Source organism: Paraburkholderia sp. XV (genome assembly GCF_020177535.1).
Classification (GTDB): domain Bacteria; phylum Pseudomonadota; class Gammaproteobacteria; order Burkholderiales; family Burkholderiaceae; genus Paraburkholderia; species Paraburkholderia caribensis.
Genome location: NZ_JAGUUD010000044.1, coordinates 17873 through 37458, shown reverse-complemented (window position 1 = coordinate 37458; position 19586 = coordinate 17873). Strand labels below are relative to the sequence as shown.

General features: G+C 63.8%; 18 protein-coding genes. 5 read left to right on the top strand and 13 right to left on the bottom strand.

Features of this window, described 5'->3' with window-relative positions; all coding sequences use genetic code 11:
* Positions 1-32: 32 nt before the first annotated feature.
* Positions 33-1430, bottom strand: coding sequence for an undecaprenyl-phosphate glucose phosphotransferase (locus KFO72_RS21030; RefSeq protein WP_054930497.1), 1398 nt, complete (start codon positions 1428-1430; stop codon positions 33-35).
* Between the two features lie 645 nt (positions 1431-2075).
* On the opposite strand from KFO72_RS21030, the gene KFO72_RS21025 reads away from it, so the two are divergent.
* Entirely contained in the window at positions 2076-3605 is a 1530-nt protein-coding gene (locus KFO72_RS21025) for a mannose-1-phosphate guanylyltransferase/mannose-6-phosphate isomerase (RefSeq protein WP_060600888.1), read from the top strand.
* Between the two features lie 240 nt (positions 3606-3845).
* Here the strand turns inward: KFO72_RS21025 and KFO72_RS42575 are convergent, their stop codons facing one another.
* Together KFO72_RS42575 and KFO72_RS21015 are read right to left on the bottom strand one after the other, a co-directional pair.
* Positions 3846-5096 carry a DUF6566 family protein gene (locus tag KFO72_RS42575; RefSeq protein WP_412101791.1) on the bottom strand — a complete coding sequence of 417 codons (1251 nt, stop codon included), beginning with the start codon at positions 5094-5096 and terminating at the stop codon, positions 3846-3848.
* Positions 5097-5658: 562 nt separating this feature from the next.
* Complete coding sequence (locus KFO72_RS21015; protein WP_060600882.1) at positions 5659-5955, bottom strand: YciI-like protein; 297 nt, start codon at positions 5953-5955, stop codon at positions 5659-5661.
* 264 nt (positions 5956-6219) lie between these two features.
* Between KFO72_RS21015 and KFO72_RS21010 the strand changes: the two genes are divergently transcribed.
* From KFO72_RS21010 to KFO72_RS21000, 3 genes are all read left to right on the top strand, one after another.
* Entirely contained in the window at positions 6220-6516 is a 297-nt protein-coding gene (locus KFO72_RS21010; RefSeq protein ID WP_054930493.1) for a PsiF family protein, read from the top strand.
* 334 nt (positions 6517-6850) lie between these two features.
* On the top strand, positions 6851-7297 hold the full coding sequence (locus KFO72_RS21005) for a hypothetical protein (protein WP_054930492.1): 447 nt from the start codon (positions 6851-6853) through the stop codon (positions 7295-7297).
* Positions 7298-7732: 435 nt separating this feature from the next.
* Entirely contained in the window at positions 7733-8320 is a 588-nt protein-coding gene (locus tag KFO72_RS21000) for a YSC84-related protein (protein WP_054930491.1), read from the top strand.
* 211 nt (positions 8321-8531) lie between these two features.
* Here KFO72_RS21000 and KFO72_RS20995 read toward each other — a convergent pair whose 3' ends face one another.
* The 10 genes from KFO72_RS20995 to mltG form a co-directional block, all read right to left on the bottom strand.
* Entirely contained in the window at positions 8532-9593 is a 1062-nt protein-coding gene (locus tag KFO72_RS20995; RefSeq protein WP_054930490.1) for a glycosyltransferase family 4 protein, read from the bottom strand.
* Positions 9594-9973: 380 nt separating this feature from the next.
* A complete protein-coding gene (locus KFO72_RS20990) occupies positions 9974-11137 on the bottom strand; it encodes an AAA family ATPase (protein WP_054930489.1) in 1164 nt (387 codons plus the stop codon).
* A 76-nt stretch (positions 11138-11213) separates the two neighbouring features.
* On the bottom strand, positions 11214-12659 hold the full coding sequence (gene otsA, locus KFO72_RS20985; protein WP_062915358.1) for an alpha,alpha-trehalose-phosphate synthase (UDP-forming): 1446 nt from the start codon (positions 12657-12659) through the stop codon (positions 11214-11216).
* 271 nt (positions 12660-12930) lie between these two features.
* Positions 12931-13287: a Rap1a/Tai family immunity protein gene (locus tag KFO72_RS20980; RefSeq protein ID WP_036005290.1), complete on the bottom strand. Its 357-nt coding sequence runs from the start codon at positions 13285-13287 to the stop codon at positions 12931-12933.
* 140 nt (positions 13288-13427) lie between these two features.
* Entirely contained in the window at positions 13428-14165 is a 738-nt protein-coding gene (locus KFO72_RS20975) for an ankyrin repeat domain-containing protein (RefSeq protein ID WP_225032921.1), read from the bottom strand.
* A 51-nt stretch (positions 14166-14216) separates the two neighbouring features.
* A complete protein-coding gene (locus KFO72_RS20970; protein ID WP_054930486.1) occupies positions 14217-15008 on the bottom strand; it encodes a TatD family hydrolase in 792 nt (263 codons plus the stop codon).
* Positions 15009-15064: 56 nt separating this feature from the next.
* A complete protein-coding gene (locus KFO72_RS20965) occupies positions 15065-15571 on the bottom strand; it encodes a GNAT family N-acetyltransferase (protein WP_062915360.1) in 507 nt (168 codons plus the stop codon).
* Positions 15572-15634: 63 nt separating this feature from the next.
* Complete coding sequence (locus tag KFO72_RS20960; protein WP_054930484.1) at positions 15635-16693, bottom strand: DNA polymerase III subunit delta'; 1059 nt, start codon at positions 16691-16693, stop codon at positions 15635-15637.
* 94 nt (positions 16694-16787) lie between these two features.
* On the bottom strand, positions 16788-17408 hold the full coding sequence (gene tmk, locus KFO72_RS20955) for a dTMP kinase (protein WP_054930483.1): 621 nt from the start codon (positions 17406-17408) through the stop codon (positions 16788-16790).
* Positions 17408-18418, bottom strand: a complete 1011-nt coding sequence (mltG, locus tag KFO72_RS20950; protein ID WP_060600866.1) for an endolytic transglycosylase MltG — start codon at positions 18416-18418, stop codon at positions 17408-17410. Before mltG ends, tmk begins: the two co-directional genes overlap by 1 nt.
* A 77-nt stretch (positions 18419-18495) precedes the next feature.
* On the opposite strand from mltG, the gene KFO72_RS20945 reads away from it, so the two are divergent.
* Positions 18496-19557: a YgfZ/GcvT domain-containing protein gene (locus tag KFO72_RS20945; protein ID WP_225032920.1), complete on the top strand. Its 1062-nt coding sequence runs from the start codon at positions 18496-18498 to the stop codon at positions 19555-19557.
* Positions 19558-19586 lie beyond the last annotated feature (29 nt).

Here is a 19586-nt window from a genome sequence, read left to right as displayed (position 1 = left end):
CGCGGCGTTCTATCCGATGGACCCCACGCGCGTCAGTACGCGTTGCTGCCCACGAAGCCTTTCCAGAAGGTCAGGCCCACGATCTTGATGTCGAGCCAGAAGCTCCAGTGCTGCATGTAGTACAGATCGAGCTTCACGCGGCCCATCATCTTTTCGATGCGGTCGGTTTCGCCGCGATAGCCGTTGATCTGCGCCCAGCCGGTGATGCCGGGCTTGATCCGGTAGCGGTGCATGTAGCCCTTCACCAGATCCTTGTAGATGTCGTCGTGTTCGAGTGCATGCGGACGCGGGCCGACCACCGACATTTCCCCGCGCAGCACGTTGATGAACTGCGGCAGTTCGTCGAGGCTCGTGCGGCGCAGGAACGCACCGACAGGCGTGATGCGCGGATCGCGGCGCGTGGCCTGGGTGATCTTGCCCGCCTCCTCCTTGTGGAGTTTCATCGAGCGGAACTTGAAGATCTCGAACTCGCGGCCGTCGATGCCCTTGCGCCGCTGCCGGAAAAACACCGGCCCCGGCGACGACAGCTTCACGGCCACGGCGATCGCGAGCAGCAGCGGCGCGAGCGCCGTCAGCGCGGCGAGCGCGAACAGCCGGTCGAAAATCCGCTTGGGCAGCACGCGCAGGTCGGTGATCGGCGACGCGGCGAGATTGATCGCGGGCACGCCGAGCAGATCGACCATCGGCTGGTTGAGGAGCGTCAGGCTGCGCACATCCGGGATGAAGCGGATGTTCACGAAGTCGTTGCGAAACTCCATCACGAAGCGATGGATGACCTTCTCTTTCGACATCGGCAGCGCCATCCACAACTCGCGCACCGAACGGCGGCGCATCTCGTCGATCATCGCCGCGTAGTCGCGCCGCACGGGCACACCTTCGATCGTTTCCGGTTCGTCGATGTCTTCGTAGTGGCTGCGGTTGTCGTCCTCGTCATAGACGAGCACGGGGCTGAAGCCCGCTTCGGGACGGCTGCGCATCTGCTCGATCAGAAACTTGCCGTACGGCGCACCGCCCACGATGGCCACCTTCTTCTGGTTGAAGCCCTCGCGCCGCAGTCCGCGCAGCACGGCGTGCACGAGCGCCTTCGTGACGATCAGCAGCACCACGCTGGCGCCGGCCCAGTATGCCAGCCACAGGCGCGACAGCATGTCCGAGCGGTGCAGGCTGAAGCTCATCAGGATGCCCGTCACCTCGACCATCAGCCAGCCCATCGACACGCGCCACAGCAGGTCGTACAGCGGCTTGCCGCGCCACGACTGATAAATGCCGAGGGCCGGAAAGAACAGGATCACCAGCAGGCAGTCGAACGCCAGCGACACGCTTTGCATGTCGTCGAGCCACACGAAATGCCCCGCGTGCAGCGCGGCCGCGATCAGCGCGCCAAGCGCGACCATGCCGATGTCGATGATTCTCGATAGAACGCTCAGCATCTGCTGCCCCTCGCCTTGTCTGTCAGTTCGATCAAGTTCTATCCACGGTCCGTTGAAAAGTGCGCTGCGTGATTCGCGCGGCGGATTACCGGGTGGTTCGTCAACCGGCTTTGCGCCTTGCCAATGGAAAGCAACGCAGAAAAGCAAATCACCTCGCATTGGATCGCATTGCGGTTTGCATCGCGACGGGAATACGGATGAATTGCGCCGGTGAGTGAATACCCTTGTACAAGCCTAGATAAAGCGGCATTAAAATTCCGGCCGCAAGGCGGCAAAAAATCTCAAAATGTATCGGCACGATTTACGATATTTTTTTCGCTTTTATTCGGTAATTGTTGCCGAATTATGCGGATTCGCACCACACTTCGCGCCGTTTGTCCCGTTTTTGCTGGGCTTTTTTTCCGCTGTGGTGTCAGACCATGCTGCCCGCGGGTCGATCAGCACGCGCGTTCCGGGCCTGCGAATTGTGTCGTGTCAATTTTTACCTGATTTATTTTCTATTTTTCCGGCATTGCGAAATTATTCGTTAATGCATGACTGCCATTTTGCATTGGAATTATTCGGCAGAAATTCAATGCCGATTTATTGACGCATTACGACGTGATAAAAACTCAGGCATTCATCCCGCTTCGAGGAGTTATCACCATGACTGCTACGGCGTCAGACGTCGACAATCGACAGGCGAATCAAACCCGGCTCAACGTCAAGCTCAAGGTTCATCCCGTGATACTGGCTGGCGGTTCGGGAACACGGCTGTGGCCAATGTCGCGCGAACAGCATCCGAAACAGCTGATCGGTCTGCTGGGCGCAGACTCGCTGCTGCAATCGACGACGCAACGGCTCGACGGACTCGATGCCGGTTATCCCGTTGCCGAGCAACTGGTTGTTGTCTGCAACGAAGAACATCGCTTCACGACGGCCGAGCAATTGCGCGTGAGCGGCAAACAGAGCCGCCTGATTCTCGAGCCCTGCGCGCGCGACACGGCACCGGCATTGACCATCGCGGCGCTTTCGGTGCTCGCGCAGGATCAGGACGGCATCATGGTCGTAATGCCCGCCGACCACGCCGTGACGGATACGGAAGGCTTTCACGCCGCCGTCGCGGCGGGCGTGCAGCACGCGTCGAACGGCCAGATCGTGACGATGGGCATCGTGCCGTCGCGCGCCGAAACGGGCTACGGCTACATTCGTATCGGTGCTTCACTGCCCGCCGTCGAAACGGCGAGCGAGCGCGTGATCGACGCCCATCAGCTCGACCGCTTCGTCGAAAAGCCGCATGTCGAACTCGCGCAGCGCTATGTCGACTCGAAAGAGTATTGGTGGAACAGCGGCATCTTCATTCTGCGCGCGTCGACGTGGATCAAGGCCGTGCGGCACTTCCAGCCTGCCATTTACGAAGCCTGCGAAGCTGCGCATGCGCAAGGCACCACCGACGGCGATTTCTTCCGCGTGCAGCGCGACGCATTCGGGGCGTGCCCGTCCAATTCGATCGACTACGCCGTGATGGAACGTCTCGGCGGCGACACGTCGGTGTGCACGGGCGTCGTCGTGCCGCTCGACGCCGGCTGGTCCGATGTCGGCTCGTGGGACGCGATCTGGGACATCCTGCCGAAAGACGGCGACGACAACGTCGGCCGCGGCAACGTGATGTTCGAAGGCGCCGGCTCGACCTTCGCGCATTCCGAAGGCCGCCTGATCGCCTGCGTCGGAACGCAGGATCTCGTCGTCGTCGAAACCGACGACGCGATTCTCGTCGCCGACAAGCGCCGCGTGCAGGACGTGAAGAAGGTGGTGGCCCGCATCCGCGAAGCCCATGGCGCGCAAGCCGTGAACCATCGCAAGGTGCATCGGCCGTGGGGCCACTACGATTCCGTCGACACGGGCGAGCGCTTCCAGGTCAAGCGCATCGTCGTGAAGCCGGGCGCGCAACTGTCGCTGCAGATGCATCATCATCGCGCCGAACACTGGATCGTCGTGCGCGGCACGGCGCTCGTCACGCGTGGCGAAGAGCGCTTCATCGTGTCGGAGAACGAATCGGCGTACATCCCGCTCGGCGTCACGCATCGTCTCGAGAATCCGGGCAAGATGCCGCTCGAGATCATCGAGGTGCAATCGGGATCGTATCTCGGCGAAGACGACATCGTGCGCTTCGACGACACATACGGCCGCCGTTAAACGCACGTCCCGAACCAACGCAGCAGAGACGGACGCAGCATGAATGCGCCCTTCTCTGCTGCTACATGCTGCTGTACCTCAGATAGAAACGGCCAGGGTGAAGCGCGCGATGCGTGAAGCACCGCATCGAGTCACGGCAATGAACGACGAGACGCCAACGACGCGCCTGACCGCTGCGCGTCTGCCCAGGTGACCGGTTCCAGTTCTTGAGAAAACGATGGCGCGACTACGCCATCGTCATCATCCTGCGTGCGAAAGCAGATTCGACGGCAACGGGTAGCGTTCGCCCGTTTTGTCCTTGGCGACATCGGACGGATAGCGGCGCAACGGCATCAGACGCGGATTCAGATGCTGCGGCAAATGCGGATTGCCCGTTGCAGCGGCAACGTTCCCCGCGGCGAGTGCCGGCGTCGGCGTGAGCTCGGGCATGGCGCGCGTGACCGGCCGCACCGCGGCCTTCGGCGTGTGCATACCCACGTTCGACGGATGCGCGTGCAGTCCCGGCGCTGCCTCGCGCGTACGGCATTCGCGGTCGATCCATTGCCGCGCCCAGTCGAGCGCAAAACGATGCGCTGCGTCGACATCGGCGAAACGCGGGCCGATCAGGCCGGAACGCTCGACGCGTTTGCCGTCCTTCATGATCTCGGCCCATGCGCGGAATGCATCGTTGGTCACCTGCTCCGCCTCGACGTAAATCGTGTAGCCCTGGCGGTCGGCGACTTCCAGGCCGCGCGGCGCCGTGAGGCTCATCCACAGCGGCGTGTGCTGGCTGTCCGCCGCGGTATCCGCCGAAGCGCTCGCGGTGGACGCGTCGTCGCCGTGCGCGCCGGCTTGCACCGGCGTGACAGGCGAGTCGGCATTGGCAGCGTGCGCCTGCATCGGTGCTTGCACATCGATGCGCTGCGCGTCGCCGAAGACGACGCCGGCTTCGAGCGCACTCGCCGCGCTAACGACATTGGCGCGCGGTGCCTCGACGAAGCCCGTTTCGACGGCCGCCGAGCCCACGAGCTGGCGCGTGATGTCGGCCATCGGCGCGAGCGCATGCCAGCCGGACGGCGCGCCGCCCGGCACGCCCGACTCAGCAGACGACGCTTGCCACGTCTCCGGACTTTTCCAGAACACGCCGCGCGCGAGTTCGTCGCGCGGCTTCTGCGCTTCGACCACAGGCGCGGGCTTCGGCGCAGCGGGCGGCGTCGGCTCGGGAATGTACGCGAACGTGCGTCCATTCAGCGTCAACAGACGGATCACCTCTGCCAGCGTGCCGTCGGCTTGCCACTCCTCGAAGCGGCGCCGGCACGTAGGGCCTGACGGATAGCGGCCAGGAAGCTTCGACCACGGCTCACCCGTCGTCAGGATCCACAGAACGGCATTGGCCACGATTCGGGGTTCGGCGCGGGGCCGTCCGCGTCGGTTCAGGCGGACGGCTGGCTCGTCGGAAACAAGCGCGGATATTTGCGCCCATTCGTCATTGCTTAGCTCATCGAAAAACATGGAGTTCTCCACGCAGCCTGGCCTGGCTGCGGCGTTGGGCTCGCACGAACTTCATTTTGGCGGTTCGTGTCGGGTCCGCGGTTGCACAATATGCTTATACGTTCGTGCGCCGGGATGGAAAAAAGCACATCGATAGTGCGCTGATTCACCGGGACGACGCACAAAACGTGGTCTCACTCGTGCATGGGAGAATTTGTGCACGAAGCATACCATTCCTAGGGTTTGTCTGAATATGACTGAGACAAGTGTTACGGATAGAAACAATCTTGTCCTTTTTGCTGCGTCGTTTAGTTCCTGGCTGTCACAGAAATGCCGCCGGTTGCAACGTTTTGTACGATGCGCGAACAGCGCGATGCAGCGTGTCCATGCTCGCGCCGCCGTCATGACAAACGAATGCGCGCGTGGATTGCGCACAACAGAATTGACGCAGTTACATTCGCATTGATGTGCGACGCATAAGGTGCGCGTGTGCAGCGGCGTTATTTATTTGTGATGCATAGTGGCCGCTGCATGAAACGAACAAGACGTGGGATGGCGTTGATGGGGCGCGTCGATCGACGGCTCAGCGAACAGGCGTCGCTGCGCGCTCGCCGACCACCGTGGTCCACGGCCGCACGCGCCATTTCGTGACCAGACCGTTGAGCACGTACGGATCGGCTTGCGCGAACGATTCGGCGACGGCAGGCGAATCGCCTTCGAAGAGCAGCACGGCCATATCGACGGGATCGGCGAGCGCGCCGGCGAGATGCAGTTCGCCCCGTTCGGCGGCTGCCCATGCGAGCTTCAGATGCGCGCCGCGAAACTCCGCGCGACGCTCAAGATAATCCGACGACACATCGTAGATCAGCAGATAGTGCATAGCGAAAGCTCCTAAATGGCGATGACGACAATGACTCGAGCATAACGGTTCACGCGTTCAGGGTAAGCGATCTTAGGGAAAGACCTGTGCAGTCTGAGTCCGGCATGCGTCAACCGTTTGCACTGTCCGCTCGTTCTGACAGCACCATGCATCGCCATGGTGACGGCGATCACAGCGAAAGCTATCGGCCCGCGGCTGTCCGCCCTGGCTCGATGCCCGTCGCACGATAACCAACAACATTCACAACCCGTGATGGAGTGTCCCATGAAGATCCAAGCCGCTCTCGCTGCCCTCGCCCTGACGGGTCTGCTCGCGTCGCCCGCTTTCGCCGCGAACAGCCAGCAATCGAAGATGACCGACTGCAACAAGCAGGCAGGCGACAAGAAGGGAGACGAACGCAAGGCGTTCATGCAGACCTGCCTGTCGGCGAAGCCGGCGGCGGCCGCGTCGGGACCGATGACGCAGCAGGACAAGATGAAGATGTGCAACAAGCAGGCGGCCGACAAGAAAGGCGACGAGCGCAAGGCGTTCATGAGCACCTGCCTGAGCAACAAGGGCTGAGATCCTCGTTTGCGCTTCACCTCGCGTCGTGTGTGTGGGTTCGCGCGGCGCGGGATGCGAGAGGCGGTATCGACGGGCGGCGTCCATTGCGGACGCCGCTTTTCTTTTGGGCTTCGCGGGCGCGCGGCAGCGCAGTCGCGTCGAACCTGAAGCGTTGCGCATGCGCCCCTGCCAGATGGCGCACACAAGCGGTGCATTCGCGTCATCACGCCTGCACTTGTCTGGCCGTTTTCTTCTATGATGGCGGCACAGACGGCCCTGCCCCACACAAAACAAAGTCCCACGGGCCGCCAGCTTGTCGTTGATGCCGCAAGCGCATCGCACGGAGGCAAGGATGGTTGGGAGACACAAGAATCGCTGGTTGCGTCGCTGGCTGGTGGTGATCGTCTTTTGGGCGGTGCCCGTGGCGATCGTCGCCGTGCGCGAGATTCAGGAGGAAATGGCCTATAACCGGGTCGACCTGAACAACGCGCTCACGACCTGGCAGCTGACCGACGCGCAACGCGCCGCAGGCGCCGCCGCGCGCTGCCACGGCACGCCCGACATGGCGCGCGCGTCCGGTTGCCCCGCCGACGTGCTGAGCGCGAACGCGCCGCGCCAGCAAGATGCGCTCAACGAGTACGCGGTCCGCAAAAGCACGCTGGCAGGTTATCTGTGGCATGCGTTCGTCGGCTATTGGGTCGTGCCCGCCGCGACCATCTTCGCGATCGGCTTCATCATCGGCATGGTGCGCCGCGCGCTGAGGCGGCCGCCCGTCAATAAAAGTCCAGCGAATCATTAGCGCTCCAGCTACCTTCTCGCGCAGTACAGCGTGGCCCGAAAGTTTGCCGGCGGCAGGCGCCAGGCGGCGCCCGTCCGATGGCCCGCTGCTGCTTTCCCGCAACACTTTCCGTTCGCTTACAGCGAGAGGCGCGGCAGCGCAGAAACGGTAAATACGACTGCTTCCGGTCGAAGCGCCAGCAGCTCGAATCGGGACTGGCGACGCACATTGCCGTCTTCGCGCGGGTGCGCCGGACAGCAGCCGGACAGGCTTCCCGCCCGCGCGACCGACCGGCCAGAATTACCCAACATATCGCCGACTATCGGCAGAGTGCCCGTCAGACAAGGGTTTGCGCGGTGTCCCCAGAACCCTTGCATTGCTGGTTGGTGTGATATAACTAAACAGGCAACCCGCGTGAACTGAGGCTGCACCCCGGAACCACGATGGAGAAAAACGATGCAAAGACGAAACTTCATGCTGAAGAGCACCGCCGCGCTCGCTTTCGGAACCCTTGCACTGGCCGGCTGCACCACCACCAAGAGCAGCGGGGAGTCTGCCGCTACGGACATGTCGAAACGGCAGTCGATCGACGCCAGTGTCGACGGCACCATGTCCCGCCTCTACACGACGGTCAACGGCTCGCGCGAGCTGGTTTCGAAGGCGCGCGGCATTCTTGTTTTCCCGTCCGTGCTGCAGGTCGGCTTCGTGGTCGGCGGCCAGTACGGCGAAGGCTCGCTGCGCGTAGGCGGCAGCACGGTCGGCTACTACAGCACGATCTCCGGCTCGTTCGGCTTGCAAGCCGGCGCGCAGTCGAAGGCGATCATCTTCCTGTTCATGACGCAGGACTCGCTCGACAAATTCCGCAGTTCGGACGGCTGGTCGGTCGGCGCCGATGCGTCCGTCGCGCTCGTCAAGATGGGCGCGAACGGCGCCGTCGATACGACCACGGCCACCGCGCCCGTCGAAGTGTTCATCCTGACAAACGCCGGCCTGATGGCCGATGTGTCGCTGGCAGGCACGAAGGTGTCGAAGCTCAAGATCTGACGGCACGGCGGCGTCGATGCAGCGCTACGGGACGCGGACGGGAGTCCGCCTGGCGGTTCCGGCACGTCGTCGATGGGAGCGCGCGGCAACGCCGCCCTGCTCCATTGGCGACGGATGTGACGAACACGGTGAATGACTGCCGTGAATGACCAAGGGCGACGCAATTCTCGGATTGCGTCGCCCTTTCTTTATCTGGCGCTGCCGTCCCGCCTCAGGTGCCGTCGATCACCTTGAAGCGCGAACGCTTCTGCGCGCGGATCACCGACTGGTACGCGTCCACGTATTGCTGCGCCATCCGGTGCGATGTGAAGCGCTCTTCGAAGCGTTGGCGCACGCCCGCGCGCGGCAGCTTGTGCAGACGGTTGACGGCAGCCACCGCGCCGATCTCGTCCTCGACGATGAAGCCGGACACGCCGTCGTCGATCACCTCGGGCACCGAGCCGCGATTGAAGGCGATGACGGGCGTGCCGCACGCCATCGCTTCGATCATCACCAGGCCGAACGGCTCCGGCCAGTCGATCGGAAACAGCAGCGCATGCGCGCCGGACAGAAACTCGGCCTTCTGATGATCGGCGATCTCGCCGATGTACTCGACATACGGCAGATCCAGCAACGGCTTGATCTCGCGCTCGAAGTACTCGGCGTCGGCGGCATCGACCTTGGCGGCGATGCGGATCGGAATGCCACAGCGGCCCGCGATGCGGATCGCCGTATCGACGCGCTTTTCGGGCGAAATGCGGCCGAGAAACGCGAGGTACTTCTGCTCGACGGGCTGTGGCGTGTAGAGCGTTTCCGGCAAGCCGTGATAAACCGTGCTGAGCCAGCGCGCCTGCGGCAGCGGATGACGCTGTGAGTTCGAGATCGAGATGACGGGCGCGGTGTTGAACGTGTCGAACACCGGCTGCTGCTCGGGCAAGTCGAGGCGCCCGTGCAAGGTCGTGACGAACGGCGTGTCCTGCCGCTTGAACACCGAAAACGAGTAGTAGTCCATGTGGAAATGGAGCACGTCGAAGTCTTCGGCCTGACGGCGGACCAGCTCCATCAGCAGCATGTGCGGCGCGATGCGGTCGCGAATGCCGGGATCGAGCCGCAGCGCGCGCGGCCATACGGGTTCGAGCTTCGCGCGCGTAACGGAATCCCCGCTGGCGAAGAGCGTCACGTCATGGCCCAGGTCGACGAGCGCCTCGGTGATGTACGACACGACGCGCTCAGTGCCGCCATAGAGCTTCGGCGGCACGGATTCGGTCAAGGGAGCGATCTGCGCAATTCTCATCTGTGTCTCCAGGGGCCGCTTGAACGCGGCTGCAGCGAGCAGTGGCGAACGAGTATGACAGCAGGCAGGCAGCCGATCAAACGCGGTTTGGCGATTTCATGCGCGCTGTGGCGCAATGTCGGGTTTATCCGTACGCGGCGTCGAAAGACGTTCGAACAACGCTTCCGGTTTCCCTAAAAAGACACGCGCGCCCTACCGTCGGGCCACGCGTGTCCAATGCCACGATTATTGCCCGGTGCCGCCCGGAATGCCGCAGGTATTTCATTTGCATTACGCTGTTACAGTCGGGAAACACTCGCTTCGGGCAATCCCTTCTTGCCCTTTCTCACGAGTTACTGCGCTGTGCGAAGCGCTTTGCCCTGTCGGCCGCTCCCGTCGCGCTAGCGGGCGGGCCACTTCCACGCAGGCAGATCGCGCGACTCGGCATCGGCGATGCGGGTCGCGCCCAACTGTTTTTCGAGCACGACGGATTCGCTGCCGTCCTCGCGTTCCAGCGCCGCGATGAGCCGCGCCGCATGCGACACGACGATAACCTGCGAACGCAGCGACGCCCGCGCGATCAGCCGCGCGAGCGCCGGCAGCAGATCGGGATGCAGGCTGGTTTCCGGCTCGTTCAGCACGAGCAGCGCGGGTGGCCTGGGCGTGAGCAGCGCCGCGACGAGCAACAGGTAGCGCAGCGTACCGTCGGACAATTCGGCGCCCTTCAGCGCGCGCAGCAAACCCTGCTGCTGCATCGTCACCTCGAAGCGCCCCTCGATATTGGTGATTACGACGCGCGAACCGGGAAAGGCGTCGTGAATGGCGGCATCGAGCGCGGCCGCGTCGCCGATTTCGCGGATCGTCTGCAGCGCGGCGGCAAGATCGGCGCCGTCGTCGCCGAGCACGGGCGTGTGCGTGCCGATCTGCGGCAGGCGCACGGGAGACTCCACATCCGTCCTGAAATGATCGTAGAAACGCCAGGAACGGATCTGCTCGCGCACGGCGATCATCTCCGGCGCGCTACGCGGGTCAGAAAACTCCGTCATCATGCTGTCGAAACTGGCGACGGTATGCGGAATAGTCTGCCATTCACCGTCGTCGTCACGTGTGCGGATCGACGCGCCATGCCGGTCGACCAGCAGCGCCGACGGACGCAACACGGGACCGCTCCAGATGCATTCGCGCTTGATAACGGGATCGAGCCCGAACTGGGTTTCTCCAGGAATGGGCAGACCGAGATCGATTGCGTAGCCGAATTCGTCGCCTGCAAAACCGAGCCGCAGATTGACGGGCTCTGTGCGGCGCGTGCCCTGCACGGGCGTGTCGCCCGCCAGCATCGCGCGGGAGAAGCGCTCGGGGCCCGCCCATAGCGTGGACTGCAGCCCGCCCTCGCGCGCCAGCGACGGAATCACACCGCCGCGCGCCGTCACGGCCAGCAGCCGCAACGCCCGATACACGCTCGATTTGCCGCTGCCGTTCGCGCCTGTAATCACGTTCAGGCGCGCAAGCGGCACGATCAGATCGCGCAGCGAGCGATAGTTGGCGATGGCGAGCGTCGTCAGCATCCATGCTCCGCGGAGCCGACGCCTGGCGCCGGCAAGACAGGATTATTCTGGATTTCGAATGGATGCCTGCGCCGCATCAGCCGCGTCCCGCCTTCTTTGTCTGCGCCCGCCCTTCGCGGCCGCTATCGGGCAACGGCGCTGGTGTGGGGACGCTGCGCAGATCGCGCAGGAACGAATCGCGCCACACGCCCAGATCGTTTTTGCGCAGTGCCTGCATATCCAGATCATGGCGCCGCTTGCGCTCGTCGAGCGGCATCGAGAGCGCGCGCTGCAATGCGTCGCACATGCCGAGCGAATCATGAGGATTCACGATCAATGCGCCTTCAAGCTCGGCCGCCGCGCCCGCGAACATGGACAGCACCAGCACGCCGGGATCGTCCGGATTCTGGGCCGCGACATATTCCTTCGCGACGAGGTTCATCCCGTCGTGCAGAGGCGTGACGAACCCGACCTGCGATTCGCGGAACAGCGACATCAGTTTCCAGCGGTCGTACTGCTGGTTCAGATAGCGGATCGGGGTGTAATCGAGACCCGAGTACTTTCCGTTGATGCGCCCTGCTTCGTACTCCAGTTGCTGACGGATGTCCTGGTAGGTGGTGACATCGGAGCGCGTGGGCGGCGCGATCTGCACGAGCGTGACGTTGCCGCGCCACTCGGGCGAGCGCTCCAGCAACGCTTCGAAGGCCCGGAAGCGCTCGACCAGCCCTTTCGAATAATCGAGCCGGTCGACGCTCATGATCAGCTTGCGCCCTTCGAGGCTCTGCTTCAGGTCGAGTACATGCTGACGGCTTTCGTAGCGCTTCGCCTGTTCGGCGATCTCGTCGGGAAACACGCCGATCCGATAGACACCCGTACGCAATTGCCGGCCAAACGCTTCGGCGCGGCCATCGCTCGACACCGTGCCGCGCGCGTGCCGGCGCAGATAGTCGTGAAAAGCGAGCTCGTCGTTGTCGGTCTGAAAACCGAGCAGGTCATAGCAGCATAGCGACTTCACCAGTTCTTCGTGCGGCGGGATGTTCAGCAGAATCTGCGGCGCCGGAAACGGAATGTGCAGGAAGAAACCGATGCGGTTCCTGACGCCCTCGGATCGCAGCGCCTCGGCGAACGGGATCAGGTGATAGTCATGCACCCAGATGATGTCGTCCGGTTCCAGCAGTTTGATGAGCTTGTGCGCCAGCCACGCGTTGACGCGGCGATAGCCCGCGTATTCCTCCCGCTCGTAGCGCGCGAGGTCGTTGCGATAGTGGAACACGGGCCACAGCGTCGCGTTCGAAAAGCCGCGGTAGTACTGGTCGTAGTCCTTGCGCGTGAGGCCGGTGGTCGCGAAGGTCACGGAGCCGTCGACGTCGAGCGTCGGCCCGGCGTTGGCGACTGTTTCGCTGACGACGTCTCCGCTCCACCCGAACCACACGCCGCCCGCGTCCTTCAGTGCGCCGAAAACGCCGACCGCGAGCCCCCCCGCGGAGCCTTTGGTCTCCGTTGGCGTTGCCACGCGATTCGACACGACGATCAGTCGGCCCATGTTGCTGTCCCTCCGCTCTGGTTGGCGCGGCCGGTCTGCCGTGGCCGGCGCGCATTGTTCAGTGCTGGTAAGACCGCGGTTGCGCCCGATCAGTTGCACATTTGTGCGAAGCCGGACGGCATAGGCCAAAAGACCGGTTTGGAACGGTGCCTACAACGCGTCGACTGCCGAGAAAAAAGCAGAAAACGCGCGCGGTGCAGCGAGCACGGCGCGCGTCGGGATGAATCGCGACGAACCAGACCTGGCGACGAAAACGAAAAGCGGCCGCCGCTCAGTTGCCCGACTTGCAGGGGAATGCCTTGCCGAGCCCCAGCGAGACGGCCGTGCTGGCGTTGTAGCCCGCCACGTTCGGGTTGTCGGCGATGTACTTGCGCACTGCGTCCGTCAGTTGTTGCGAGCGCGCTTCGGGCGGCAGGCAGAAATACTGGCCGACGCGCGGGCCTGTCGTCCCGCCGATCGCGTCGATCGTGTTGAACACACCGTCGGCAGCGCCTTCGATATAGGCCGCACACGCGCTACGCGACGCCACGTCGGTCTTCGTGCACAGCTTGTTGAGATCGCCCCCCGTAAACGCGGCAGCCGTCAACGGCACAGCGAGCGCGCCGAAGCAAATCAAAACCCGCAGCATGTTTTTTCCTTCCTGGTGTGAGCCCGGAACCAGACGGTGTCCGGCGGTCTTCGCCGCGCGGTTTTGGCCACCCGTCCCGGCTGCAATTCAGGCGCGTGGTGACCCGCGCCCAAGCTGCTATTTTGCACTGTTTTGCAGCGTTACTGGGGCGCCTGCGGGGCCTGTTTCTGCATCTGCTGAAGCCGCGCCGTCAGCCCTTCGACGACATCGGGCTCCTTGTACTGTTTGGCGAAATCGAGCGCGGTCAGGCCGAGCTGGTTTTTCACGTTGAGGTCGGCGCCGCTGTCGAGCAGCAGCTTCACGGTCGACACATGGCCGCCGCGCGACGCCATCATCAACGGCGTGGTCCCGTTCGGCGAACCGGCGTCGATGTACGCGTCATGATCGAGCAGCAGCTTGACGATGTCGTCGTTGCCGTTTGCCGCCGCGTAGTGCAACGGCGCCCAGCCCTTCTTGTTGACTTCGGCATCTTTGGCGATCAGCTGCTTCACGATGTCGATGTCGCCGTTCAGCGCGGCCATCATCATCGCGTTTTCGCCTGCCTTGTCGAGAATCTCGATGTTGGTCTTCGGATTGTCGATGAGGGCGGCGACCACCTTGTCCGACTTTTCGCGCGCGGCGATCACGAGTAGCGGAATGCCCTGGTTGTCGGTCATGTTCGGGTCCATGCCGTTCGCCAGCTGCTTCTTCACTTCCTTCACGTCGTCGAACTTGACGGCCTTGATCATCGTGTCGGCGGGTGCGGCGTACGCTGGCAGCGCGCCGAGCGTCGCGAGCGCGACACCCGCTGCCAGCGTCAGTTTCGCCACCGTGTGGCGCAGGCCGGCTGAGCGGATGGCAGCTGCGCCGTGATGGCCCTCGGTCAGATATTTTTTCATGTGTTGCTTTAGGAAAATTTCCTATCCTTTTGATACTACGTACTTTTCACTTCAAACGCCGGCCGGCGCTGGAATCTTGAACAGACGGAAAAAGTTCTCGCTGGTCGCTGCCGCGAGCGCTTCGTCCGGCATCTCGCGCTGCTGCGCGATGAACCTTCCGACATAACTGACGTACGCAGGTTCATTCGGCTTGCCGCGATACGGCACGGGCGCGAGGTACGGCGAGTCGGTTTCGATCAGCAGACGCTCGAGCGGCACCCGGCGCGCGACGTCCTGCACGTCCGTCGCGCTCTTGAAGGTGACGATGCCCGACAGCGAAATGTAGAAATTCTGCGCCAGCGCCTGTTCAGCGACGGCCCAGGGCTCCGTGAAGCAGTGCATCACGCCGCCCGGCACGCTGGCGCGTTCCTCGGCCATGATCCGCAGCGTGTCCGCCGACGACGCGCGCGTATGCACGATCAGCGGCTTGCCCGTCTGGTGCGCGGCGCGGATATGCACGCGAAAGCGCTCGCGTTGCCACTCCATGTCGTCGATCGAGCGGCCTTCGAGGCGGTAATAATCAAGCCCCGTCTCGCCGATCGCGACCACCTTCGGATGCTGCGCCAGCTCGACCAGCTCGGCGACTGTCGGCTCCCGTGCATCCTCGTGGTCCGGGTGCACGCCTACCGACGCATAGACGTTGTCGTACGAACGCGCGATGTCCAGCACGGACGGCAGCGTTTCGAAGTCGACGGACACGCACAGCGCGTGCGTGACCGAATGCGAGCGCATGTTGTCCAGCACTTGCGGCAGACGGTCGCCGAGTCCTTCGAAGTTGATATGGCAGTGGGAGTCGACGAACATGGTGAAGTCCTGCGAAAAATCCGGTGAGGTTTGAGGCGAGCCGTACCGCGACAGGCCTATTGCGCGCCGTCCAGACGCTTGCCGAGGATGACAAGATCGCGCTCGACGCCATCCAGCACGGCGACGCGCGGCAGCGTGCCCCATGCTGCAAAGCCGAACGCCTGGAACAGTCGCACGCTAGGCTCATTGTGGCCGAATACAAAGCCGAGCACCGTATCGATACCCAGTTTCGGCGCGGCTTCCAGCGCGGCTGCCAGCAGTTTCTTGCCCAGCCCCTTGCCGCGCGCGGCTTCGTCCAGATAAATGCTGACTTCGGACGTACGCTGATAGGCGGGCCGTCCGTAGAAGTCGGAAAAACTCAGCCATGCAATCACCCGTCCCGCATCTTCGACGACCCACAGCGGACGCTTCTCAGGACCGTGCGCCTCGAACCACGCCCGGCGGCTGTCGATGCTGACGGGTTCGAGATCGGCCGTGACTTGCCGCGACGGCACGGTCGAGTTGTAGATGGCGACGATGGCGGGCAGATCGTCGAGCGTGGCATCGCGGTATTGAAGAGTCATGTCGATGTCGATGATGGAATGGGCTGAAAACGGTGGTGCTTCACGCGCTGCGAATGGATCTGGCTACTGGACGAACAGGTCGCGATAACCGAGAAACAGTTCTTCGAACACGAGCCGCGCGTTGAGCGGATGGTTTTCGACCGCGCGTTGCCGCGTGACCGTCCGCATGAAGCGCGCGAAACCGTTCGCGTCGGCCTGCGCCGCGCAACGCGAGAGCGCCGCCGATGCGGCCGGGAAATAACGCGGCGTGCCCGATGCGCCCACCGTGGACTGGGCGAGCAGATCGTACATCCAGCGCTGCAGCCAGCCGAGCACGAGCGGCACGGGCAGCTTCTGCAAGGTCTCGCCGCACGCGAACGCATCGCAATTGGGGCCGGCCGCCAGTTGCTTGAGCGTCCAGTCGCGCAACGGGCGGTTTTCGTCGCTGGCGAGCGCCAGCGCGGCGAGCGGCGCCCCGCCGGCTTCGGCCAGCAGGCCCGGCGCGTCGTCGACACCCTGTTGCGCGAGCCACGCAGTGGCGGCCTGCGACGATGGCGTGGTCATCGGCCACTGGCGGCAACGGCTGATGATGGTCGGCAGCAGCCGGTCGATGCGCGCCGACACCATCAGGAACACGACGCCCGCGGGCGGCTCTTCCAGCGTTTTCAACAGCGCGTTGGCGGCGGCGACGTTCAGCGCCTCGGCGGGGTACAGCACGACGACGCGCACGCCGCCGCGATGCGAGCCGACGCCGCAGAAGTCCAGCAGCGCCCGCACCTGTTCGATCTTGATTTCCTTGCTGGGCGTGCGTGTCTTCTTGCCGCCTTCGTCGGCGTCGGCGCCCGCTTTCTCGGCCTTTTCATCGGCCGCGGCGCTGGTGAAGCCCGCTTCCGCGGCGAGCGCCTCCGGTAGCACGATCCGGTAGTCCGGGTGATTGCCCTGTTTGAACCAGGTGCACGCCGCACAGGTGCCGCACGGCTGGCCATCGGGCAGCGCCGATTCGCACAGCAGCCCCTGCGCCAGATGCTGGGCAAAGCGCAGCTTGCCGATGCCGGCCTGCCCGTGAAGCAGCAGCGCATGCGGCCAGTGGGCGCGCAGTTGCTGCAGGCGGTTCCAGTCGTCGGTTTGCCACGGATAAATCATCTTTTGTCTTTTAGTTCAATAGGTTGAAGAGTGTTTTTGATGTATCGGCCGAGCATTGCTCACTGATATTCAATGAGCTCATATCGGCGTAAATTCAAAGAGATACGATCAAATCTTCAAGATGCTTCTGAATTTCAGCAATGCTGCGCGTCGAGTCGATGATATCGAACCGGTAAGGCGCTTCTTCGGCACGGCGCAGATACTCGGTGCGGGTGCGGGTGAAAAACGCGTCCGATTCACTCTCGAACCGGTCCGGCGCACGCGCCGCGCTGCGGCGCTCGCTGGCTGTTTCAGGCGGCACGTCGAACAGCAAGGTCATATCCGGCTGGAAGCCGCCCTGCACCCAGCGCTCGAGCGCTTCGAGCTTGTCGCGCGGCAGGCCGCGCCCACCGCCCTGATAAGCAAAGGTCGCGTCGGTGAAACGGTCGGACAGCACCCAGTCGCCGCGCGCGAGCGCCGGCTCGATCACCTGCGCGAGATGCTCGCGGCGCGCGGCGAACATCAGCAGCGCCTCGGTTTCGAGGTCCATAGCCTGATGCAGCAGGATGTCGCGCAGCGACTCGCCGAGCTTCGTGCCGCCCGGCTCGCGCGTCATGACAACGGAACGGCCGACGGGCGCGAGCTTCTGCTCCAGCCGGTCACGGAACCAGCTGAGATGCGTGGTCTTGCCCGCGCCGTCGATGCCCTCGAACGTGATGAATTTTCCCCGAGCCATCATTGACCTCGAATGTATTTGTCGACGGCCTTGTTGTGATCGCCGAGCGTGTCAGAAAAGATGCTGCTGCCGTCGCCGCGCGACACGAAATACAGCGCGCTGGTCTGCGCCGGATTGAGCGCGGCCTGCAGCGACGCAACGCCCGGCAGCGCGATGGGCGAAGGCGGCAGGCCCATCCGCGTATAGGTATTGTAAGGAGTGTCCGTCTGCAGGTCCTTCTTGCGCAAATGGCCCGTGTAGCTCTCGCCCATTCCGTAGATCACGGTCGGATCGGTCTGCAGCGGCATGCCGACGCGCAGACGGTTCGCGAACACCCCCGCGACCATCGGGCGGTCGGATGCCTTGCCCGTTTCCTTCTCGACGATCGACGCCATGATCAGCGCATCGTACGGCGTCTTGTACGGCAGGCCCGGCGCGCGCGCCGCCCACGCTTCGTCGATGCGCAGCTTCATCAGCCGGTATGCGCGGCGGTAGACGTCGAGGTCGCTGGTGTCCTTGTCGAACAGGTAGGTATCCGGGAAGAACAGCCCTTCGCCCGTGCCCGTGGGCGTTTCGGGCGCGCCGATCGCCTTCAGGAGATCCGCGTCGGACATGCCCGCCGTATCGTGTTTGAGCGCCGGATTCGCATCCAGTTCGGCGCGCATGTGCCGGAAGGTCCAGCCTTCGATGATCGTCGCCACGTACTCGTTGACGTCGCCGCGCGCGATCTTCTGCAGCACGTCGTACGGCGTGATGCCCTGCTTGAATTCGTAGTTGCCCGACTTGAGCGCCGACTGCAGCCCGAGCACGCGCGTCATCATCACGAACAGTTCGGGCTCGACGGGGACGCCGCCACGGTTGAGTTGCGCCGTGACGCTGCGCAAGCTGCTGTGCGGTTTGATCGTGACATCGAGTTGCGGGGCGGCGAGCGGGACGGGCGTGGTGGCCCAGTGGTATGCGCCGTACGTCGCGGCGGCGAGCAGCATCGCGAGCACGACGCAGGCGATGAGGCATTTCTTCAGGAGGGACATGGAAACGTGGTTCGGGTGAAGCCAATATAATACTTGCTTGCCTCCGCCAAAGTCAGAATTGACTGTTCCCCGAATCCATGAACGCACCGCTTGCTTCTGCTCCCGGCACTGCTGCCCCCGCTCCTGCTCACGTTGCCGTTTCGCTTCCTGCGTTTGCGCGCCCCGCGCGCGACGAGTTCGACGCCGTCCTGTCGGGCGGCGCGTTCATGCCGCTGCCGCAGTTCGGCGTGATCGACGCGACGGGCGACGACGCCGCTGCCTTCCTGCACTCGCAGCTCACGGCGGACACCCAGCATCTCGATGCCGCGACGGCGCGCCTCGCCGGCTACTGCTCGCCGAAAGGCCGCTTGCTGGCGTCGTTCCTGGTATGGTGCAGCGGCGAGTCGATCCGCATGCTGGTGTCGAAGGACGTGCAGGCCGCCGTGCAAAAGCGTCTGTCGATGTTCGTGCTGCGCGCCAAGGCGAAGCTGGGCGACGCTTCGGAGACTACACTCGCCATCGGCCTTGCCGGTGACGTGCGAGGCGCGCTCTCGGGCGTGTTCGACGCGATTCCCGACGGCGTGCACGTCAAGGTGGACGGGCCAGCCGGGTCGCTGGTGCGCGTGCCCGATGCGGCGGGCCGCCTGCGGTACGTGTGGGTTGGACCGAAAGCCGAAGTCGAAGCCCGCCTGCCTGCGCTGGAGGCCAAACTGCGGCGCGTGTCCCCCGCCGTGTGGGACTGGCTCGACATCCGCGCGGGCGAGCCGCGTATCACGCAGCGCGTGGCCGAACAGTTCGTGCCGCAGATGATCAACTTCGACGTGCTCGGCGGCGTCAATTTCCGTAAAGGCTGCTATCCCGGCCAGGAAGTGGTGGCGCGCAGCCAGTATCGCGGCACGATCAAGCGGCGCATGTCGCTCGCGAATGTAGCGGGTGAAACGGAAAGCGTCGTGCCGGGCGCGGAACTGTTTCATTCGGACGATCCGGGCCAGCCGTGCGGCATGCTCGTCAACACGGCGGCCGCGCCGGACGGCGGCGTCGATGCACTCGTCGAAATCAAGCTGGCCGCGCTCGAAAACGGCAGCGTCCATCTGGGTGCCGCGGATGGCCCCGCGCTGACCTTCCTGCCCCTGCCTTACGCGCTGCCGACGGAAGTCTGACGCGCCCAGCAACATCCGCACGGCGCCGC

Excerpts from the sequence above, each read along its gene's own strand:
- KFO72_RS21030 (WP_054930497.1), bottom strand. The coding sequence starts at position 1,430 with ATGCTGAGCGTTCTATCGAGAATCATCGACATCGGCATGGTCGCGCTT.
- KFO72_RS21025 (WP_060600888.1), top strand. The coding sequence starts at position 2,076 with ATGACTGCTACGGCGTCAGACGTCGACAATCGACAGGCGAATCAAACC.
- KFO72_RS42575 (WP_412101791.1), bottom strand. The coding sequence starts at position 5,096 with ATGTTTTTCGATGAGCTAAGCAATGACGAATGGGCGCAAATATCCGCG.
- KFO72_RS21015 (WP_060600882.1), bottom strand. The coding sequence starts at position 5,955 with ATGCACTATCTGCTGATCTACGATGTGTCGTCGGATTATCTTGAGCGT.
- KFO72_RS21010 (WP_054930493.1), top strand. The coding sequence starts at position 6,220 with ATGAAGATCCAAGCCGCTCTCGCTGCCCTCGCCCTGACGGGTCTGCTC.
- KFO72_RS21005 (WP_054930492.1), top strand. The coding sequence starts at position 6,851 with ATGGTTGGGAGACACAAGAATCGCTGGTTGCGTCGCTGGCTGGTGGTG.
- KFO72_RS21000 (WP_054930491.1), top strand. The coding sequence starts at position 7,733 with ATGCAAAGACGAAACTTCATGCTGAAGAGCACCGCCGCGCTCGCTTTC.
- KFO72_RS20995 (WP_054930490.1), bottom strand. The coding sequence starts at position 9,593 with ATGAGAATTGCGCAGATCGCTCCCTTGACCGAATCCGTGCCGCCGAAG.
- KFO72_RS20990 (WP_054930489.1), bottom strand. The coding sequence starts at position 11,137 with ATGCTGACGACGCTCGCCATCGCCAACTATCGCTCGCTGCGCGATCTG.
- otsA (WP_062915358.1), bottom strand. The coding sequence starts at position 12,659 with ATGGGCCGACTGATCGTCGTGTCGAATCGCGTGGCAACGCCAACGGAG.
- KFO72_RS20980 (WP_036005290.1), bottom strand. The coding sequence starts at position 13,287 with ATGCTGCGGGTTTTGATTTGCTTCGGCGCGCTCGCTGTGCCGTTGACG.
- KFO72_RS20975 (WP_225032921.1), bottom strand. The coding sequence starts at position 14,165 with ATGAAAAAATATCTGACCGAGGGCCATCACGGCGCAGCTGCCATCCGC.
- KFO72_RS20970 (WP_054930486.1), bottom strand. The coding sequence starts at position 15,008 with ATGTTCGTCGACTCCCACTGCCATATCAACTTCGAAGGACTCGGCGAC.
- KFO72_RS20965 (WP_062915360.1), bottom strand. The coding sequence starts at position 15,571 with ATGACTCTTCAATACCGCGATGCCACGCTCGACGATCTGCCCGCCATC.
- KFO72_RS20960 (WP_054930484.1), bottom strand. The coding sequence starts at position 16,693 with ATGATTTATCCGTGGCAAACCGACGACTGGAACCGCCTGCAGCAACTG.
- tmk (WP_054930483.1), bottom strand. The coding sequence starts at position 17,408 with ATGGCTCGGGGAAAATTCATCACGTTCGAGGGCATCGACGGCGCGGGC.
- mltG (WP_060600866.1), bottom strand. The coding sequence starts at position 18,418 with ATGTCCCTCCTGAAGAAATGCCTCATCGCCTGCGTCGTGCTCGCGATG.
- KFO72_RS20945 (WP_225032920.1), top strand. The coding sequence starts at position 18,496 with ATGAACGCACCGCTTGCTTCTGCTCCCGGCACTGCTGCCCCCGCTCCT.